Raw genomic sequence first — 20,008 nt, forward strand, 5'->3', positions numbered from 1 at the left:
ATTCTGTTGCGGTGGTGTTGGTTTCGGCTATCAGGACCGCGCCGGTTCCTTCTCCGGTTCGACTTCCGCCGGATCGCCAGGCTCGACTGCCACCGGATCGCCCGAGTCAACTACCACCGGCTCACCCGACTCAACCGCCGCCGATTCATTCGACTCGACCGCCACCGGATCGCCGGACTCAACCGCCGCTGGATCGCCCGGCTCAACCGCCACCGATTCGCCAGGCTCAACTACCACCGCCTCACCCGACTCAACCGCCACCGGCTCTCCCGACTCGACTGCCACCGGATCGCCAGGCTCGACCACCGCCGGATCGCCGGACTCAACTGCCACCAGCTCTCCGGACTCAACCGCCACCAGCTCTCCCGGCTCGGCTACCACCGGCTCGCCCGACTCAGATGTCGCCTCCTGGACGTCCACCACCACGACGGTCGCGCGATCGGCCAGCCACTCTCGAATATTCCGGCTCCACCAGAACATTCCGCGACTCGCGCAGACGATCACCAGCGCGAAGAACAAGCCGAACGAGACGTGCAGGGCCATCAGCACGCCGTACAGCAGACCGACCGAGGCACCGAAGATGATCTGATCGCGCTTGGCGAACGGTGTCGTCGCCGGGTCGGTGATCATGTAGTTGGTGTAGAGCACGAAGGCGATACCGGTCATCGGCAGCAGTGCGGCGATGATCGAGATATTGCTGTCCAGCAGGCCGCGCACCACCGCCTGCAGTACGTATGCACCCAGCCAGGCCATGATCAGCGGTGTCTTCTTGGTCAGCTTGGCGTTGAGCATGGTGCCCGCGCCGAGCAGACCGAGCACGATCAGCGCGTCGGCCGGACCCGAGACGTTCTCGACGAAGTGATACGGACCGACCACGGCGATCGTCGGGAAGACCAGCAGCGCGACCACGATCCCGAAGTTCGACGGGTTCATGAAGTGCTTGACCTTGCCGTTGACCTTGGCCCGCAGCACCCATTTCGTGCCGACCGCGACCGTGATGCCGAACATGATCGGCAGGAATTGGTCTGCCGCGTACATCAGGAAGTTGAAGGCCACACCGGTGATATGCGCCGGCAGCAGGAACACGATCAGACCGCGAAGTCCGTTGCCCCGGTATCCCACCGGGCGGCGATAGGCCCATGCCGCCAGCGTTTCCAGGATCAACTCCACCGCGTACGCGGTGCCCGCACTGAGGAACGGCCACAGCCATGGCTGCTCGAATCCGAGCCACAGGAAGCCCAGAATATTGAAGAACGTCAGCGAGGCCGCGAAGTTGCGCAGCGCGAGATAGCGCGGATCACGTCCTTCGATATTGACGCCCAACCACTTTCGCCGCCAGGCCTGCGCCGGTGTCGGCTCGGGCGCGGGTGCGGAGCCGTTGGTACTTTCGACGACGGCTGTTCCGTTCGAATGTGTGCCGTTTCCTTGGACACTCACTGGTGCACCTCCCGGGCATCGGAGTCGAGAACGAGGGTGTGTTGCCCCGGTTGCAGCTGCAGCTGCTGGGTGTGCACGGCGCCACGGTTATCGCGCCACGCGAGTTGTACCGACAGCGCGGTAGCGGAATCGATATCGCCGAGTCCGACGTGGATATCGGTGGACCGCTTACCGGCGTGCCCACTGCCGCCATCGACCTGTGCCACATGGGTTTTGCCGTCCGGCATCGTCACGGTGACTTCGGCGCCGAGAGCCGGAGACCCGAGTACCGGCTTGCCTGCGACCGATGTCTCACCGGCGGCAGCGGTAGTCGGTGGGGTCAACAATCGCAGGCCGAGGTACTGCCCGGGATGCGGTGCGTCGTTGCGGTAGAAGACCGGCGCTTCCCACTGCCTGGCGACCGCGAAGCTGAGGTTGCCGGTTCCGGTCGAGTCACCGACCGCGATGCCGCGGGTGGGTGTCGCCGCGAAGGTGTCCAGGGCGGGTGAGATATTGGTGAACTTGCCGCTGTCGTCCTGGGCGAAGAAACCGATCCGGTTATTGCCCGCCAGGTCGGATTCCTCGGTGAACTTCGGCCAGGCCCACGGGTACTTGCTGAAGTCGTCGTTCATCGTGGCCATTTCCTGCACCTGCGGCCAGCGCGTGCTCGAACCCTTGAACATGCCGTTGGTCTGCACGATCTGCGGTCGGCCGCTGTTGTCGAAGTCGGCGACCTTGGTATCCCAGCACCAGCCGTCCCAGGCGATGCCCTTCTCCACGGCCCGGTTCCGGAACGGGGCAATACCCGACTCCAGTTGCGCCGCAGCTTGTTTCGGATCGGCTGCGGTGTTGTAGAAGGCGAGGTTGGCTTCGACGATGCCCCACCGCTGCGCGATATTGCTGACGAACAGATCGGGCATGCCGTCGCCGTCGAGATCGGCGAAGTCCGCGCCCATCCCCTTGAACGAATCATGGCCGAGCACAAAGGACTTCGGATCGGTCGGGCCGCGCTCACCTTCGGCCAGGCCGAAGCTGATGTGTCCCGGTGTCGACTTGTTCACGAACAGGCGATCCGGGCCCATATCGTTGGCGACATACAGCTCGGGCAGTTGGTCGCCGGTGAGGTCCTGGGTCGCCGATGCCAGCGTCCAGCCGTTCGCCTTCCCCTCCGGGAGCGCATCGACCACCTCGCGGTACACCGCGGTCGGCTCGGCGCCGCCGGTGCTCCGCTGGAAGGTGAGGATGCGGTCGGTCCCGGCATTGGTCGCTTTGGAGAACGATTCGTTCAGGGTCAGGCTGTGCTGACCGTCCGGACCGATGAAATCGCTGTCCGGGAAATAGTTTCCGAGGTAGATGTCCGGGTTGCCGTCACCGTCGAAGTCGGCGACGGAGGCGGCCAGGGTGAACCAGCGCGCGCCCTGATAGCTGCCGTCCTCGGTAGCGGGCGGCTCCACCATTTCCACCGGCCGGAATGCCTTGTTGTCCAGATGCTTGGCACCCGCGCGCGGCAGGTACAGGATCGGGGCGCGGCCGCCGTAGTACACCATCAGACCGATGCGGCCCGAATGGTCGAAATCGCCTGGGACGCAGCCGGTCGGGGCCATCCGGTCGTCGGTCGGCAGCGGGGCCGGATCGAGTACGAACGCCGCGTAGCGGCTGGTGTCGCTGTCCGGTGTGGGCGTCACGATCACCGTATCGGATCGGGAATCGACCAGGCACAGATCATCGGCGCGGCCGTTGCCGTCGATATCGTTGATCGCCGCCGCGGAGTTGACCGAGGACATCCAGGCGACGACGTGCTCGTACCGTGGCTCGATATGCCGGATCTTGTGCTCGGGCAAGCCGGGTGGCAGCGCGATCGGCATCTCGGTGAAATGGAACCGGCTCGCCAGCGGACTGTTCGGATCGGTCTCGACCGGGGCGATCATGGCCGAGTGGGCCGGTACGAACAGCACCGCCATCAGCGTAAGTGATGCCAACGGCACCAACGCTTTTCGCAACAGAGAAGAACTGACCGGCAATTTCACGAGTGGTGACTCTCTTCCGTGGTGAGACCGTCGAACACGGCACGCAGGGTGTCCAACGCATGATCGAGCTGCGCCTCGGTATGACGGCAGTTGATGAAGAACCGCAAGCGCGCCTCGCCCTCGGGGACCACCGGATGCCCGATGGCATTGGCCATCACATTGCGCTCCAGCAGTTCCATCGAGGCGCGCACCGCGGGTTCGTTCGCGCCGGTGATGATCGGGGTAATGGGTGTGGCCTGGCCATTACCGGTGTCGAAGCCGAGTTCGCGGGCCCGGCGGTGGAAGTACTCGGCGTTGTGCCGCAGTGCCGCGACGCGTTGCGGCTCGTCGTGCAGCACGGCCAGACCCTCCAGTGCGGCCGCCGCCGCGGACGGCGCGGGTGAGGCCGTGTACATGCTCAGGCCAGCGGCGGAGTATTTGAACCCTTCGACGAGTTCGCGATTGGCCGCCAGGTATCCGCCGACGCTGCCGAGCGCCTTCGACAGCGTGCCCATCCAGACATCGACGGCATCGCCGGGCAGATCGAACAGCTCGCGCGCGCCGAGCCCGCGCGCGCCGAGGACACCGAACGAATGCGCCTCGTCGATCATGATCGAGCAGTCGTATTTTCTTGCCACTTCGATGATTTCGGGCAGCCGGACCACATCGCCGTCCATGCTGTACACACCCTCGATCAGCACGAGGGCCCGATCGAAGCTGCGCCGCGACATCGCCAGAATCGCGTCCAGCGATTCGGGATCGTTGTGCCGGAAGGTGACTCGTTTGCAGCCCGCCCATTCGGTGCCGGAGACGATGCTGTTGTGGATCAGCGAGTCGCAGACCGCGATATCGCGCTTCCCGAGCAGGAAGGCGACCGCCGCCGCATTGGTGAGGAAGCCGCTGGCCGTCACGATGGCAGCCTCGGTGTCGTAGATTCGCGCGAGCTCGCGTTCCAACTCGCCGTAGAGCGGTAACTCCCCAGCGACCATCCGAACCGCGGCCGCGGACGTCCCGTAGCGGCCGATCGCGGCAATGGCGGCGGCATGCACGCGCGGCTCGGCGGCCAGGTCCAGATAGCCGAAACTGCTGAAGTTCAGCATGTCCCGGTCCGCGAAGCTGGTCACCGCCCCGCTGATGCCGTCGTGCGGCAGGTAGTAGGGATTGAGCACACCGGCCTCGCGCGTCCAGGCATCGAAGGCGGTGAATTTCTCGTTGGCCTCGAGCACACCCGGATGATCGCGGAAGGAGGTCTGCAGGCTCGGGCCGCGAGCGGCCCGCACATCGGCCGCACCGCGTTCGGGTCCCGGCGCCGTCGTGGTGCCTGCACGATTGGTGCCGGCACCATTGCCCGCATCGTGCTTGGCTATCAGGGCACGGGCGAGCGCACGGGGATCGATGCTCTCAGTTGTCATGCAGTAGTCCTCACGCTGCTGTCATTGGTGGTACCTGCTTCTTCGTGCGCGATTTGAGCGGCGATCTTGACGCCGAGGCCCGCGAGCGAGAGTCCGGCCCCGATCGAGAGGACCGACATCTTGACGCCGAGGCTTTTCACGACGCGCGCACCGAATTCCATGGCCATCAGCGAATCCAGCCCCAGCTCCATGGTCGGAGTCGCCAGATCCACGGTGTCCGCGTCGACGCCGAGTACGACCGCGAGTTGTTCGGCGAGCAGGCAGGCGACCACCTCGCCGCGGAATTCCGGATCGAGCGCCAGGATTTCGGCGCGCAGTGCGCTCGTGCCCGCCGCGCCGCCACCCGCGGCAGTGACCAGTTCGACGAACCGCGGCGCGCGCGCCGACGAGCGGTGCGCGAGTGCCCACTGCGCCCAGTCGATGTCGAGCAGGGCGAGCTGGGTGATGTCGAAGCGCAGACATTCCCGCAGCAGCAAGGTCGCGAAATCCATATCCAGCGAGCCGTATCCGGTCATCTCGGCATAGCGGGACACCGCGCGGGAGTCGGCCATACCGCCGTCGCCGCGCATGAATCCCCAATCCACCGACAGTGCGGGCCTGCCCTGTGCGCGTCGCGCCCAGGCGAGTGCGTCGAGCGCGGAATTGGCTGACGCATAACCCAATTGGGGTGAGAGCCCGGCGATCCCGCTGGCCGAGGAGTACAGCACGAACAGATCGAGCTCGACGCCCGCGGCGGTGGTGGCCCGATCGAGATTGGTCGCGCCGATCACCTTCGGATCGAAGATCTCGCGCAGCGACTCGGCAGTGACCTCGGGAATCTCGGTGTTGTTGACCACGCCCGCGGCATGGATGACACCGCGCAGCGGCGCACCACCGGCCTGGATGCGCGCGACGAGATCGGCGACCGCGTCGTAGTCGGCGACATCGACGCGCTCCTCGCGTACGTCGACACCCTCGTTCGCGAACCGCGCCAACTGTTCTCGCGCCGCATCGGTGGACGCGCCACTGCGACCGACAAGCACCAGGTGACGGACTCCGGCACGCACCAGCTGACGTGCGGTGGCCAGACCGAAGGCCCCGAACCCGCCGGTCACCAGATAGCTTGCGGCGGGATCGAATTCGAATTCGCCCGGGATGTGGCGTACCGCCGGATGTGCTTCGCGCAGATCGAGCACGACCCGGCCGATCTGGGCCGAGCGCGCCACCGTTTCGAATGCCGAGGTCAGCTGGTCGAGTGCGAACGGCGTGTTCGGCAATGCGGTGTACTCGCCGTGGTACATCGCGTTCACCACCCGCCGGGCCGCCCGGCGGACCTGCGCGGGTCGCCGGGCCAGGATGCGGTCGATGTCGACGGCGAAGAATGCCAGATTCCGGTCGAAGGGACGCAGGTCGATGGTGCCCGAGCCGTAGATGTCGGCCTTGCCGATATCCACGATGCGGCCGAATTCGCCCGCGACCCGGAAGTTCTGCTGCAGGATCTCGCCGGGCGCGGAACTGTAGACGACATCGACGCCGGCACCGTCGGTCAAGCGCAGCACCTCGTCGACGAAGCCGATGGACCGGGAACCGAGCACCTCGTGTGCGCCGAGCGCCCGCACCTGGGCGCGCCGCTGCTCGGTACCGGCGGTGGCGATCACTCGCGCCCCCATCCGCAGTGCGACCTGAACGGCGGCCATACCCATACCGCCCGCCGCGCCGTGGATCAGCACGGTTTCGCCCGGCTGCACCCGCGCCAGTTCGCCGAGCCCGATTTCGGCGGTGAACAGCGGCATTACCGAGGTGCAGTGCAGCGGATCGAAGGTACCGGGCGGGAAGATATCCATCCGGGTGGTCGCGCCGGTGTCGGGCCGGATCGTCACATAGCGCTGCACGATTCCTGGTGCCACGACCGAAATCTCGTCTCCCGGTGCGATATCGGTGATATTGCTGCCGACCCGGGTCACGACGCCATAACCGTCCATGCCGATCTCGGTGCCGAAAAACGTTCCGTCCAGCTCCTTTTCGGTGAGCACACCCAGCACCTTGAGGGTGTCCTTGTAGTTCAGGCCGACCGCCTGCATTCGGATCTCGACCTCGTCCGGTCCCGGCGCGACCCGATCGCAAGTGCGCAGTGCGAGTTCCGGCAGCAGACGCGAGCGTGGGATATCGAGCCGGAAGGACTGTTCGGGATCGATGAGCGGCCGTGGCACATCCCATCCGGCCAGCCGATCGGTGAGGGTCTGTCGCCAACGGATCGTCCAGCGCGCGCTCGCACGCAGCGCCACCTCGTCGATGGTGGTGTCGGTGTAGATCTGCTCGAGGATGTCGGCCGCCGCGGAGGCGGGTTCGGTATCCACCAGCCGCCACTGTCCGGCCGGAAGTTCGTTGAGCAGTTCCCGGCGCGCGCCGGTCAGCACCGAATGCTCGAGCCGGGCGAACCGGTCGATCGGCAGGCACAACGCATGTTCGGTGACCACGACGGCGTGAACCACGAGGGGCAGCTCATCGGACAGCAGGGCCTTGATCGCCTGGGCGACCTGTGCGAGCCCGTACACATTGCGCATGCCGTCGAGTTCGGACCCGGCGACGGCGACGACCCGCAGGCGCTCGACCTCGGGCCGGGAATGCGCGGTGCGCAGCAGATCGAGCAGCTGTTCGCTGTCGGCCGCCGAGGCATGCTCGCCCACCGTCACCACTTCGGCCCGGATCCGCACATTGGCGATTTCCTTGGCCCGCTGGGAGATTTCCGCGCCGAGGTTGACCACGAGCAGGAACTCCTCGGCACCGGGCAGGTCATGCATCGCCGGTTCCGCGGAGTCCGTCACGATCTCCCACACCGGCTCGTAGAACAGCCCGTCGAGCTGTTCGGAGAGCGCCGACTGCGGTGTGAGAGTGCGGAACCGCACCCCCGACATGGCCAGTGCGACGTCGCCGCTCGCGGACGCGATGCGGATATCGGCGCGCAGCGGATTACCGGGTACACGGGTGAGGACCACGAACGGATCGACCGGAATCGGTCCACTCCAACGGATCCCGGCGATCGCGGCAGGCACGACCACCTCGGCATCTGTTCCGGAATTCGCCTGTGTCGCAGCCGTTCTCGCGTACAGCGCGGCAAAGCACTGTAGGGCTGAATCGACTATCGCCGGGTGGGCGAGATGCCGCTGCCCGCTCGTCGCAGACGAATCGAGCTGTGCGACGACGCTATCCGTCCCCACCCAGACCCGGCTCAGCAGCCGGAAGGCCGGGCCGTAGCGGAGTCCGTACTCGGCCATGCTCTCGTAGAGCTCCTCGACCGCGACCTCCACCGAGTCCGCGGGCGGCGCGATGGCGACGGTGGTGGCGTCGACGTCCGCCTCGATGAGACGGCCGTGGGCATTGAGTGTCCACCCCCCACCATCTGCGGGCCGGGACTGGATGGTGAACCGGCGGGTGCTCTCCTCCACGCCGATCCGCACTACCGGCACATCGTGCTCGTCGACGACCAGCGGGCTGATGAATTCGACGGATTCGAGCCCGAACGATTCCCGGCCGGTGCGTCGCGCGATGGCGCTCATGGCGGCATCCAGGTAGGCCGCACCCGGCAGCACCACGGCACCGGCCACGACGTGATCGCGCAGCCACGGCAGATTCGAAACCGACAGTTGGACTTCCCATTCCGTGGCCACCGAGGCAGTGCGATCGCCGAGCATCGCATATCCGTTCGGGGTGCCGATCCGATCCAGCTCCGTTTCCGGCTCCTGGGTCCACACGAACCGCCGCTGCCACGGATAGTGCGGCAGGTCGACGTGCCCGGCACCCGGATCGATCGCACCGGGCAGGCGGTCACCGTCCAGTGCGCCCGCCCGGTACAACTCGCCGATCGCGGTCAGGATGTTCTCGCCGTCGTCGCCGCCGCGCGTCAGCGTGCTGATGGCGGCACCGGTAATACCTTGTTGCACAAGGATTTCCCGAATACTGCCGCTCAACACAGGGTGCGGGCCGACTTCCAGGAAGACCCGATGTCCGGCATCGAGCAGTTCACCGATCGCGTCCGCGAACCGGACCTGATCGCGGACATTGCGGGCCCAGTACTGCGGACCCCAATCCTGTTGCGTCGCTTGCGTACCGGTGACCGTCGAGTAGGCGGGAACGGTGGTACCCCTCGGTGCGAGCGTCGCCAGTGCGGTGCGCAGATCATCGAGGATCGAATCCATCAGATGGCTGTGGTAGGGGACTTCGACACGCAGCGCCTTGGCGAAAACGCCTTCGGCGGTGAGATATTCGCCGAGGTCCGCCAGTACCTGACTGTCCCCGGCCAAGGTGACCGCCGACGGGCTGTTCACCGCGGCAACGCACACAGCGTCGAGGTCCGACAGCAATTCACGCGCCTCGGCCTCGGTCAGCCCGACCGCCAGCATGCCACCGGTCCCCGCCGTGGTGGCCTGCAAGCGGGACCGGTGATAACTGACCGTGACGGCCTCGGTCAGCGATAGCGCACCGGATATGTACGCCGCGGTCACCTCGCCGACGCTGTGTCCCACCGTGACGGCGGGTCGAATGCCGAACTCGGCGAGTTCCGCCGTCAGCGCGGCCTGGAGCAGGAAGTTGGCCGGCTGTGCGATCTCGGTTAGCGCGATCCGGGAGTCCGCCTCGTCGCGGCCCATCTGCTCGAGGATCGACCAGCCGGCGAGTTCGGTGAATTCCCTATCGATTTCGCGCGCCAGTTCGGCTCCTGGGCCTTCGCCCGCGAGCAGGGCACGGCCCATAGCCCACCACTGCGGCCCCATACCGCTGAAGACGAAAACCGGGTCGGTGTGGCCCTCCGCGATGGCACGGGCGGGCGGTTGACCACCGCCAGCGGCGAATTCCGCCAGTTGGGAACGCAATTCGCCGGAATTGCGGCAGCGGAAGGCGGTTCGCAACGGGTGATGGGCGCGGCGCACCCAGGCCGCCTCGGTCAGGGTGTCGAGCGGTTCGGTGTCGGCCGCAGCCAACAGCCCTGCGGCGAGTGTGCGCAGCGCCGATTCGCTGCGCGCCGATAGCGGCAAGATCGGCAGCCGCACTGCCGTTGTGCCAGAACGGGTTTCGACTGCGGCAGGCGCAGGGCCGATGAGCGCATGCGCGTTGGTGCCGCCGTAGCCGAAGCTGTTGACCGCCACCAGCGGCCGGACCAGCGGTTCGGCCGCCATCGGCACCCGCAGCCGCAGTTCGTCGAACGGGATCTCGGGATTGAGCTGATCCAGCCGGGCCTGCGGCGCGATCGTCCGATGATGAACGGTCAACGCCGCCTTGATGACTCCGGCGACGCCCGCCGCCGCCTCGGTGTGACCGATATTGTTCTTGACCGACCCGACCGGCAGCGGCTCGGTCCGGCCGTCGATTGCGCCGTACACCTTGCCGAGGGCCGTCATCTCCGCCGGATCGCCGACCGGTGTCCCGGTGCCGTGCGCCTCGACATAGCCGATCTCATGCGGTGCGATGCCCGCGCTGGTGTGCACGCGCCGGGCAAGTTCTTCCTGTGCAACGGGATTCGGGACCGGAATGGCCAAGGTGCGGCCGTCCTGATTCACGCCGCTGCCGCGGACCACCGCATAGATGCGGTCACCGTCGCGTACCGCGGCTTCGAGCGGCTTGAGGATCACCACACCCGCACCCTCGCCACGGCCGTAGCCGTCGGCGGCGGCGTCGAACGATTTGCAGCGACCGTCCACGGACAGGAATCGGCCCTTGCACATGGAGATGAAGGTTTCCGGCTGCAGCATCGCATTGGCGCCGCCGACGATGGCGGAGTCGCATTCGCCGAGCGCCAGTGATCGGACGGCCTGATGCAGTGCCACCAGCGACGACGAGCAGGCGGTGTCGATGGTCATGGCCGGGCCGTGCAGGTCGAGCAGGAAGGCGATGCGCGCCGAGAGCAGGGTGTGCGACGAGCTCGTCGGGGTGTGGCTGTTGATCGCGGAGCGGACCACGTTGCGGCCCACCGCATTGTCGTTCATGAAACCGCCGACGAAGACGCCGATATCGCGACCCGCGATTCGTCCGGCCATTCCGCTATCGTCGAGCGCCTCCCACGCGACCTCGAGCAGCAACCGCTGCTGCGGGTCCATGATCGAGGCCTCGCGCTGGGAGATACCGAAGAAGTCGGCATCGAACTCCCACAGCGACTGGGTCAGGAATCCGCCACTGCGGGTGTACATCCGGCCGGGCGCGTCCGGATCCGGATCGTAGAACTTGTCGAGGCTCCAGCGGTCCGGCGGCACCTCGACGATGCCGTCACCCTTGCGAATCAGGAAATCCCAAAAGGCGCCCGGCCCGTCGATTCCACCCGGAAATCGACAGCCGATGCCGACGATTGCTGCATCGGACATTGCGCAGTCCTCGATTTCTACCCTGAGCATTGAACGGTAGGCAGCATACTTTCGATATTCGATCGGCAGCACAAAATGGCTGAAACCTGTTGCAACGAGCACCGATCGGGTCCACATAGTGGAATTACAGCGTTATCTGACAAGCCATGACATTGTTATCGCCGGGGCTGACAGTGTTATACGTCGGCGCACCTCACAGCGGACTCCAAGAATAACAATGTCATGGGTTCGAATAACAATGTAATTCGAACCCATGACATTGTTATCCAAGTACGGTGTCGGCCATGAACTCTGGTGAATTCGCCCTCGACCCGGCCGCCGAGCCCATCGAGGACACCGACTGGCTGCGCGAGTTCGTCGAGCGCTACATCGCCGGTTGGAACACCGGCGACGGCGACGCGGTAGCTGCCTGCGTCACCGAGGACACTCGCTGGCTCGACCCGTCCGAGGGCGAACCGATCATCGGCCGAGCCGGGGTCGCGAAGTTCGTCCACGACACCAAGCGGGCATTTCCAGATGTCAGTTACACCACGGTCTTCGAGCCGGTCGTCACCTCGGACGCGCTGGCGGCGATCGTGCCGTGGCGGATGACGGGCACCCACCTCGGCATGATCGATCCGCCCGGATTCGCCGGCACCAACAAGAAGTTCGATCTGTTCGTCGTCGACATCTGGCAGTTCCGCTCCGGACTCATCTGGCGCAGCAAGGCCACCTGGGATCTGAACGAACTACTGCTGCAACTCGAATTGCTGCCCAAGCGCAACGGTTTCGCCGAGCGAGCCATGGCCCGCGCCCAGCGCCTCGCGGTCAAACTCCGTGGCTGATCACGTGTGCGGGCCGGTCAGCGCGGTGACCTGTTCGAGGGCACGCGCCACCGACCGCTCGATCGTCGTGCGTTCGGCGCCCATACCGATCAGGATGTTCACGATCGAAGGCAACAGCACCTCCGACACCCCCTGGTCGCCGTACAGGCCGGCCATATCCAACTGGATGAACCCGTACAGCCCGGTCCAGAACTGTGCCGCGGCCGAGCGCTCATTCGTGCTGTGCAACAGATTCGCCGCCAGCGCCCGCCGGGTCGCGCGCACCACGAAATCGAAGCTCTCCGCGAAGTTCTCGAAGTCGGAATCGCTGCCATCGGCCAGCACATTGCCGCGGTGCACCTTCACCTCGGCCTTCGGCGACTCGGTGGCGAACATCAGCCGGAACAATTCGGGTTTGCGCACCGCCTCATCCCGAAAGATGAAGCCGAGCACCAGGATTTCGGCGATCGGATCGTCGCTGACCTCGCATTCGGCCAGCCGCGCGACCAATTGCGCGAAGCCTTCCGAGCCGACCGCCTGGATCAAGCCCGGCATACCGCTGAAGTTGGAGTAGATCGCCATGGTCGAGACCCCGCATATCCGCGCCACGCGACGCACGGTCAACGAGGCGAGTCCTTCCGTCGAGATGAGTTGAACTGTGGCCGCTATCAGGCGATCGCGCATCGAGCCGGTTGGTGCGGGCTCCAACGCTGTTGCAGTGTCGATCATTACCTCACCTAGCAGTGCTCGTCCTTGCTATGCCGCCGCGACGCCCAATTCCTCGGCGGTGATCTCTTCCAATGGCTTGCGCCGGGTTTCGACGATGAACCCGACGGCCACTACCGCCGCGATCGCGATCGGCGCCGCACTGATCAGCGCGGTCACGGTGATCGATGGCGTGGCCACGGCGAGCACCACCAGCGCGATGACCAGCACACCGCCCGCCTTGGTCATGGCCGCCGCGACACCGCTGCCGCGCGACCTGATCCGGGTCGGGTAGATCTCCGCGCCATAGGCGACGATGACCGCGACCACCGAGCTCGAACCCCAGATCGGCACCACGAGAAGGGCATACAGCAGCGTGGTGTTGCCGGCGACGTGGTCACCGAGGATTACGAAACCGCCGAGGGCGACGGCGAGCAGCGTGCTGAGCGTGATCAGCGTCCATTTGGTCGAGCGGTGGTAGCAGTAGGCGACCAGGAAGTTCAGCGGAAAACCGATCAGCGCGGAGTCACGCAGGATCTTGTCGGCGGTGACGCCGGTGAATCCAAGGCTGCGCAGATTCGTCGGCAGCCATAGCTGGAAGCCGTAGGTGACCAGTCCGACCCCGAGTCCCAAAAGCGCCAGCACGATGGTCATTCCGGCGAAGGGACGGCGCAGCAGCTGACCGAACCCACCCTGCAGATCATCCTCGGCAGCGGTTTGCGGCTGCTCGACCTCGATGACCTCGGCATTGTATGTGCGCAGCACCTCTTCGGCCGCACGGTGCCTGCCGGTGGCGATCAGAAACCGCGGCGACTCCGGAATCCAGCGGACCAGCAGCACCAGCAGCAGTCCGGTGGGCAAGCCGATCAGCCACATGCTGCGCCAGCCGTAGGTCTCGCCGATCGTCGAGGACAGCCAGCTGGTGATGACGTAGGCCCCCGCGATATCGCCGCCGATCAGCACCAGCAGCCAACCGCGGTGGCGCGCCGGAATGGTCTCCGAGAGCAGCGTGAAGGCGATCGGCAGCATCCCGCCCGCGCTCAGGCCCATGATGAAGCACATCGCGACATTCAGCTCGAAGCTCGGCATGGCGCCGCAGATCGCGGTTCCCACGAAGAAGATTCCGGCCAGCAGGATCGCCGCCTTGCGGCCGATGCGGTCACCGAGCCAACCCCACAGGAACGACCCCAGCACCGTGCCGGTGATACCGGACAGCGGCAGCAGCGCCACCGGTAGCGCGTCCAGATGCGGGCTCGCCGGGGTGCGCAGGTGGTACTCGGCGCCGACACCAGGAACGACGAAGGCCAGGGTCGTCGGCTTCATCACGTCGATGGTGATCGCGGCGGCCATGATCAACAGCAGCACCACGTGCACGCGATTGAGCGGCGCGTCGTCGAGTGCCCGCACCCGCAGCCCGGCCACCGTGTCGTGCACAGCGCGCTGCGGGAACAGGCCATAAGTGGTGACGCCCAAACCGATCACGATCAGGATCATCCCGGTGATCATGGCGCCGTCCATGGGCATGCCCGCCAACCGATAGCCCATGTCTCGGGCCATGAGATACATCGGAAGGTGCAGGGCGGTGCCGAGCACCGTCAACACCAGACCGAACCAGAAAGCTCCCGTACGCCGACGGTTGACCGGACCCTCCGGTCGAGGCGCGATATCGACGGCATTCACATGCATCACCGGACCCTCATCAGCCCCCACACACCAGTTACCGATCGGTATTACACACGAGTTCCGTGCCGGTGTGGGCTTTTTAATCTGTTCGGTATCAACAAGTTTCGGGGCGCGGCGGACTTACCTATGAGAATGGTTACGACCACGGCCGGCTGGGTAACCTGCTGCGCCGATATCGTAAGCCGATTCCCACCGATGGGAATATGGTCGATTTTGTCTATTATTCGACGCGCAAGTGCCTGATGGATTCGCCACCCTTTGTGTGGTGCAGGCGGCCGAAGCGACTCTCGAGGAGGTTGGCCATGGCGTCGGCGGCGCCGGTATAAGCCTCTTCGACCGTAGCCGCGCGGTGGGTTACGGCGACCGGAGGCTGACCGGATATCCGGGCCTCCAGTACGCACTGCTTATCGTCCGGACCGCCTTTATCGGCGTTCAGATCGGTCAGATGAACTTCCAGTCGAGTGAGCTGCTCATCGAATCGGTCGAGTGTCGAGGAGAGTGTCGATTCCACGCGCTCGGCCAGCGATGCGCCGCCGTGGATATTGCTGCCGGTGTTGACCTGAATCTGCACGAGCGTCTCCAATCCGATAGGTGTCTGCCCACGGTTACCGACTCGCGAAGCGCGAACTCAGCAATCCGCCGGCAATGCCGACATTACTCGCACAGGTGTGCGCTCAGCAGATTCCCAGGTTCAGACCGTCTGCGCCGCCGCGACCGGTGGCGTCAGTTGCTGCGCATCGGGAACGACAGTGCCGCGCAACGAGGTTCCCGCGGTCTCGCGCAGGAACGACCAGGCGACGAGTCCGATCAGGCTGGCGCCCACCATATACGCGGCCGGGAACAGCGACCAGCCGGTCGATTCGATCGCCGCCTCGTTGACGAGCGGTGCGGTGCCGCCGAATGCCGCGGTGGAGATGTTGTAGCCGAGGGCGAAACCCGCATAGCGCACATGCGTCGGGAAGATGGCCGGGAAGGTCGAGCTGATCGTCGCCAACTGGGGGACGTACAGCAGGCCGAGCACGATGAATCCAGTGATGGCCCAACCGGTTCCCTGCCCCATCAGCCAGTACATGGGCAGCGCGAGTATCGCGAGTCCGACCAGCGAGACCAGCCAGAGCGGGCGGCGGCCCACCCGGTCGGACAGCCTGCCGAAGAACGGCAGCACGATCATCATCACCAACTGCCCGATCAGCATCATCGCGGTGGTGGTCGATTCGCCGACGCCGATGGTGTTCTGCAGGTAGGTCGGCTGATAGGTGAGCAGGGTGTAGTTCACCACGTTCAGGGCGACCACCAGACCGATCAGCGTCAGGGTTTCGCGGCGGTAGGTGGTCAGCACCTCCCACACGCCGCCCGGCGGGTGCGGTTGATCGGCCACCTCGGTGAACACGGGCGACTCGTTCAGATGCGAGCGCAGGTACCAGCCGATCAGGCCGAGCGGCACCGCGAACAGGAACGGCACGCGCCACCCCCAGTCGTGCATCGCATCCGAACCGAAGATGAGCTGACACAGCAGCACGACCGCTGAGCCGCCGACGAACCCGCCGAGGGTGCCGAATTCCAGGAAGCTGCCGAGGAATCCACGCTTGCGGTCATTGGCGCATTCGGCCAGATATGTTGCGGCACCGCCATATTCGCCGCCGGTCGAGAAGCCTTGCACGACACGTAGGGCGATGAGCAGAACCGGCGCGAACCAACCGATCTGGGCATGGGTCGGGATCAGGCCGATACATCCGGTAGCAGCGGCCATCAAAAGAATTGTGGTGGCCAGCACCACTTTTCGGCCGAGCCGGTCGCCGAGCGGTCCCCAGACCATGCCGCCGAGCGGGCGCAGCAGGAAGGAGATGGCGAACCCGAGCATGGTGCCGAGGGTGCCGAGTTCGCCCGGGAAGAACGCGTCGGTGAGATAGGTGGCGGTCGCGGCGTAGACGCCGTAGTCGAACCATTCGGTGGCATTGCCCATCGCGGAGGCGGCGACCGATCGGCGTAGCGTGTTCTTCTCCGATTCGCGATCCGTCACCTGCGCCTCCTCAACAGCCCCGGTCACGGGCCTCGATTCGTTCGACCGGCCCGATCCGGTTTTCCGAGTGCGGGCACGGAATTAACCGGTACCCAGGTTCCAAACCGGGCAAACAAGCGGCGGGCTCGCCGGGCCGGTGACGGGCCCGCCGCCACCTGCGGCATCTCGGACAAATGTGAGCATGGTCACACTTGCGTTTTTGGGCGACGAATGCTGTTCGTTATCAGCCGTCCTGGCGGCCGGATACCGGGCGCGATCGCCGCCTGAACGAGATGCCGCGAACACAGCCACGGACAGCCATGCGAACCAGTCGCCGAATCGCGCGTAGACCGTTTTGTCCGAGTCCAGGGGGATCGTGGCGAGCACCGATCGGGTCACTGTGACATCGGTCCGCGCCGACGCCAGGATGTGACCGCGAGAATCGCTGGCCACGAGTTCGCCGAGTTGGGGTGCGCGCGCAATGCCGACACCGGATTCGACGCCGCGCATGACGGCCATGCGGCTGTGCAACCAGCGATCGTTGATGAAGTCCAGAGCCGGGACCAGCAGTAATGTTGCCCCGCGGTTGCGGTTCTCGCGCACCAGATCCGGACCGTCCAGGTCGAAACACACTGCGAGCGACCAAGGTTCGCCCGGGATGCGCTGCCAGCCGGTACCCGGCTCGAGGTCGTCCTCCAGACCCGGAATCAAGCGGTGCTTGGCGTATTCGACGCCCGACGGGTAGGCGATGGCGGCGTTGACACTGATTCCGCCGGTGGTTTTCACGAGTCCCGCGACGACATGGATACCGCGCCGCGTGGCGACCTCGGTGAGCGGACCAGACAGTGCCGTCAGCGTCGATTCATCTGCGGTCCAAGCCTTTTCGGGGAGCACAACTACCTGTGCGCCCTGATCCGCGAGCCGATCGATCTCGCGCACCGCACGCGCGACCATATCGCGACCGTCTGCCGAATGCACCGGAACATATTCCGGCGGCGTGGAAACCGCGAGGAGCCCGACGCGCACGGTATCCCGCTCCGGCGCAACGGCCAAGCGCCACCAGCCGAATGCACCTAGCGCAACGAGCAGCAGGGTGGTCGCGCTTGCGAAACGAAGCCGTTGCGCGCCAGTGACTTCGGGTGCCGTAAGTACAGCGATGGTCGCGGGCACCAGCATGATGAGGAAGCTTATTCCCCACGGACCGGTCAACGCCGCTGTCTGAATCAGCGGTAGTAGTTCGAATTGGGTGTAGGCAATGCTCCACCACGCACCGAACTGCCCCGCGAGCGATACCGAGAACTCGAATGCGACCCAACCGGTCGGCAGCGCAAGCACCGCCGAACCCGCACGGCCACGCAGCAACAGTGCACGCGTCATCACCACCAATCCGCCGAATACCGTGGCGGTTCCGCCTAGCAGCAGCAACGTGACGAGTACAGGTTGCTCGATCGTGTCGATGAAGTACGACCAATACCGCAATCCGCTCCCACACCATGCCAGGAATCCCGCGAGGAACGCCGTGACAGCATTGACGCGCGGAGCTATCAGCAGCGCCGGCAGTGGTGCGAGAAATACCAAGCCGGGCAACGGATGTAGGCCGGTGCCGAAATACCACAGCAGTGCCGACACCACGATGGCCGCCAGGACCGAGTAACGCTTCATCGAGAGCTCCACATTCGATCGGATGCTCTTCGATGCTCCCGCCGCTCACCCCTCCTCCACATCGCCCGCAAGAGCGAACCCCACCTCACTCCCAGGACCCGCATACCCACAAAGAATGCGGTGGTTCAGTCGCAGCCGGGGATTATCAGGCCGGATTCGTAGGCGAAGACTACGGCTTGGGCGCGGTCGCGGAGGGTCAGTTTGGTGAGGACGGAGCTGATGTGGGATTTCACGGTGTGTTCGCTGAGGACGAGGGTGGCGGCCAGTTCGGCGTTGGAGAGGCCGCGGGCTAGGTGGCGGAGGATTTCTCGTTCGCGGTCGGTGAGGGTTTCGAGTTGACGGGTGAGGTCCGGGCGGGGGTGGCCGCGGTGAGCGAGGTCGGCGATGAGGCGGCGGGTGACGGTTGGGGCGAGGAGTGCGTCGCCTGCTGCGATTACGCGTACGGCTTCGACCAGTTGTTCGCGGCGTATGTCTTTCAGTAGGAATCCGCTGGCACCGGCGCGCAGGGCGGCGTAGACGTATTCGTCCAGGTGGAACATGGTCAGTACCAGCACTTTTGCACTGGTCTCGGCGCAGATTCGGGCGGTTGCGGTGACGCCGTCCATGCGCGGCATGCGCACGTCCATGACCACGACGTCCGGTTGGAGTTCGAGGGCCTGCTCGACGGCCTCGAGTCCATCGGCGGCCTCACCGATCACGGTGATGTCGGGCTGGGCATCCAGGATCAGCCGGAAACCAGCACGGAACAGGTCCTGGTCATCGACGACGAGCACGCGCATGCTCAATTCCCCTGTGCGATAGGAAGTTCGGCGGTGACTTCGAAGCCCCCGGTAAGACTTGCCGAACGCCCATACCGCAGCCGCCCACCCGCGCTGGTAACGCGCTCTCGCATCCCGATCAAGCCATGCCCCAGCGCGGAACCGATGCCACCACCAACCGCGCCTGCCGGACCATCATCGGAGACCCGCACCATCAGCCGATCCTCGAACCACCGCAACGACACTCGCACATCGGTGGCTCCCGCATGCTTCATCGTATTCGTCAACGCTTCCTGCACCACCCGATACGCCGTGACTCCGATATCACCGGAAACCACACGGCGCTCACCGAATTCGTCGAACGACACAACCAGCCCACTGCGCCGCGACATCGCCACCAGATCAGGAATTGCCTCGACGCCGGGCTGGTGCGGCGGATCATCGGTGCCGCGCAAAGGACCGAGACTGCGCCGAAGCTGTTGCACCGCTTCGCGACCCGTATCGGCGATGCCAGCGAAGGTGGCATCGGCGCGCGCCGGATCCGTATGGGTCAGCAGCGGCCCGGTCTCGGCCTGGACGATCATCAGCCCGACCGAATGGCCGACGATATCGTGCATATCCCGAGCGATGCGCAGTCGTTCCCGAACGACCGCGGCACCTCGCTCCTCCTCGAGCCGCCGCGCCCGCTCCTGCAACATCTCGATCTGCAGCCGCCGCGCCCGCACACCGGTGCCGAGTGCCCACGCCGTGACGAACAACATGGCCGCATAACCATAGGAATCCGGACTCTCGTTCGGAATGACCAGGGAGATCAGGATCCCGATACTCACACTGGTCAGCGCAACCCGCCGCGGCCGAGTCGGGCTGTAGGCCGCGATCGTGTACACGCAGATGATGGTTCCGTACGGCAATGCGGGCATGGCGTGCAAACAGGCCAGCACGGTGATCGCGGGCCCGACCACGAGCAATACGAGAATCGGCGCGCGCCGCCGCCACAGCACCGGCACGGACGCGAGCACACAGCAGCCGACCACCCACCACGGCGCGCGCATCACGATCGCGGGCCCGACGCTGGCCACCGTGACCGCGACGGCGAGCACGATATCGACCGCACCTGACGGCAACGCGCGCACCCGCCTCGACGACCAGGACGCGGTCCGAGCAAGCACACCGGGAGAACTCATAGCGAATCCAGTTTCTCCCGCACCCGAACCAACCCGCCTCCCTCGCCCGAA

The 20,008-nt window shown here is 65.5% G+C and carries 12 protein-coding genes; 1 reads left to right on the top strand and 11 read right to left on the bottom strand.

What is annotated here, in order from left to right; translation table 11 throughout:
• Positions 1 to 30 precede the first annotated feature (30 nt).
• The 4 genes from ON44_RS47030 to ON44_RS24245 all read right to left on the bottom strand — a co-directional run bounded on the left by ON44_RS47030 (position 31) and on the right by ON44_RS24245 (position 11,163).
• A complete protein-coding gene (locus ON44_RS47030; protein ID WP_051182389.1) occupies positions 31 to 1,437 on the bottom strand; it encodes a hypothetical protein in 1,407 nt (468 codons plus the stop codon).
• On the bottom strand, positions 1,434 to 3,371 hold the full coding sequence (locus ON44_RS24235) for a CRTAC1 family protein (RefSeq protein WP_169338093.1): 1,938 nt from the start codon (positions 3,369 to 3,371) through the stop codon (positions 1,434 to 1,436). The genes ON44_RS47030 and ON44_RS24235 overlap by 4 nt, the downstream gene beginning before the upstream one ends.
• A 68-nt stretch (positions 3,372 to 3,439) precedes the next feature.
• Complete coding sequence (locus ON44_RS24240) at positions 3,440 to 4,834, bottom strand: aminotransferase class I/II-fold pyridoxal phosphate-dependent enzyme (protein ID WP_040694016.1); 1,395 nt, start codon at positions 4,832 to 4,834, stop codon at positions 3,440 to 3,442.
• Positions 4,831 to 11,163: a type I polyketide synthase gene (locus ON44_RS24245; RefSeq protein WP_040694101.1), complete on the bottom strand. Its 6,333-nt coding sequence runs from the start codon at positions 11,161 to 11,163 to the stop codon at positions 4,831 to 4,833. Before ON44_RS24245 ends, ON44_RS24240 begins: the two co-directional genes overlap by 4 nt.
• A gap of 284 nt (positions 11,164 to 11,447) precedes the next feature.
• Here ON44_RS24245 and ON44_RS24250 point away from each other — a divergent pair, with 284 nt between their 5' ends.
• A complete protein-coding gene (locus ON44_RS24250; protein ID WP_040694018.1) occupies positions 11,448 to 11,987 on the top strand; it encodes an ester cyclase in 540 nt (179 codons plus the stop codon).
• Here the strand turns inward: ON44_RS24250 and ON44_RS24255 are convergent, their stop codons facing one another.
• From ON44_RS24255 to ON44_RS24285, 7 genes are all read right to left on the bottom strand, one after another.
• Positions 11,988 to 12,695: a TetR/AcrR family transcriptional regulator gene (locus ON44_RS24255; RefSeq protein ID WP_083898107.1), complete on the bottom strand. Its 708-nt coding sequence runs from the start codon at positions 12,693 to 12,695 to the stop codon at positions 11,988 to 11,990. It abuts the gene before it with no gap.
• A gap of 27 nt (positions 12,696 to 12,722) precedes the next feature.
• A complete protein-coding gene (locus ON44_RS24260) occupies positions 12,723 to 14,357 on the bottom strand; it encodes an MFS transporter (protein ID WP_051182391.1) in 1,635 nt (544 codons plus the stop codon).
• A 217-nt stretch (positions 14,358 to 14,574) separates the two neighbouring features.
• Positions 14,575 to 14,925: an HPF/RaiA family ribosome-associated protein gene (locus ON44_RS24265; RefSeq protein ID WP_040694107.1), complete on the bottom strand. Its 351-nt coding sequence runs from the start codon at positions 14,923 to 14,925 to the stop codon at positions 14,575 to 14,577.
• Between the two features lie 120 nt (positions 14,926 to 15,045).
• Positions 15,046 to 16,317 carry an MFS transporter gene (locus ON44_RS24270; protein ID WP_083898114.1) on the bottom strand — a complete coding sequence of 424 codons (1,272 nt, stop codon included), beginning with the start codon at positions 16,315 to 16,317 and terminating at the stop codon, positions 15,046 to 15,048.
• A gap of 138 nt (positions 16,318 to 16,455) precedes the next feature.
• Entirely contained in the window at positions 16,456 to 18,015 is a 1,560-nt protein-coding gene (locus ON44_RS24275; protein WP_157187281.1) for a nitrilase-related carbon-nitrogen hydrolase, read from the bottom strand.
• Between the two features lie 125 nt (positions 18,016 to 18,140).
• Positions 18,141 to 18,794, bottom strand: a complete 654-nt coding sequence (locus ON44_RS24280; RefSeq protein ID WP_040694023.1) for a response regulator — start codon at positions 18,792 to 18,794, stop codon at positions 18,141 to 18,143.
• Positions 18,795 to 18,796: 2 nt separating this feature from the next.
• Positions 18,797 to 19,957: a sensor histidine kinase gene (locus tag ON44_RS24285; RefSeq protein WP_040694024.1), complete on the bottom strand. Its 1,161-nt coding sequence runs from the start codon at positions 19,955 to 19,957 to the stop codon at positions 18,797 to 18,799.
• Positions 19,958 to 20,008: the final 51 nt, after the last annotated feature.

Source organism: Nocardia vinacea NBRC 16497 (assembly GCF_000308835.1).
Classification (GTDB): Bacteria; Actinomycetota; Actinomycetes; order Mycobacteriales; family Mycobacteriaceae; genus Nocardia; species Nocardia vinacea.

What these genes read in the sequence shown, in the direction of transcription:
- ON44_RS24275 (WP_157187281.1), bottom strand. Translation starts at nt 18,015, where the DNA reads ATGAAGCGTTACTCGGTCCTGGCGGCCATCGTGGTGTCGGCACTGCTG.
- ON44_RS24270 (WP_083898114.1), bottom strand. Translation starts at nt 16,317, where the DNA reads ATGGGCAATGCCACCGAATGGTTCGACTACGGCGTCTACGCCGCGACC.
- ON44_RS24240 (WP_040694016.1), bottom strand. Translation starts at nt 4,834, where the DNA reads ATGACAACTGAGAGCATCGATCCCCGTGCGCTCGCCCGTGCCCTGATA.
- ON44_RS24250 (WP_040694018.1), top strand. Translation starts at nt 11,448, where the DNA reads ATGAACTCTGGTGAATTCGCCCTCGACCCGGCCGCCGAGCCCATCGAG.
- ON44_RS24255 (WP_083898107.1), bottom strand. Translation starts at nt 12,695, where the DNA reads ATGATCGACACTGCAACAGCGTTGGAGCCCGCACCAACCGGCTCGATG.
- ON44_RS24245 (WP_040694101.1), bottom strand. Translation starts at nt 11,163, where the DNA reads ATGTCCGATGCAGCAATCGTCGGCATCGGCTGTCGATTTCCGGGTGGA.
- ON44_RS24285 (WP_040694024.1), bottom strand. Translation starts at nt 19,957, where the DNA reads ATGAGTTCTCCCGGTGTGCTTGCTCGGACCGCGTCCTGGTCGTCGAGG.
- ON44_RS24260 (WP_051182391.1), bottom strand. Translation starts at nt 14,357, where the DNA reads ATGCATGTGAATGCCGTCGATATCGCGCCTCGACCGGAGGGTCCGGTC.
- ON44_RS24280 (WP_040694023.1), bottom strand. Translation starts at nt 18,794, where the DNA reads ATGCGCGTGCTCGTCGTCGATGACCAGGACCTGTTCCGTGCTGGTTTC.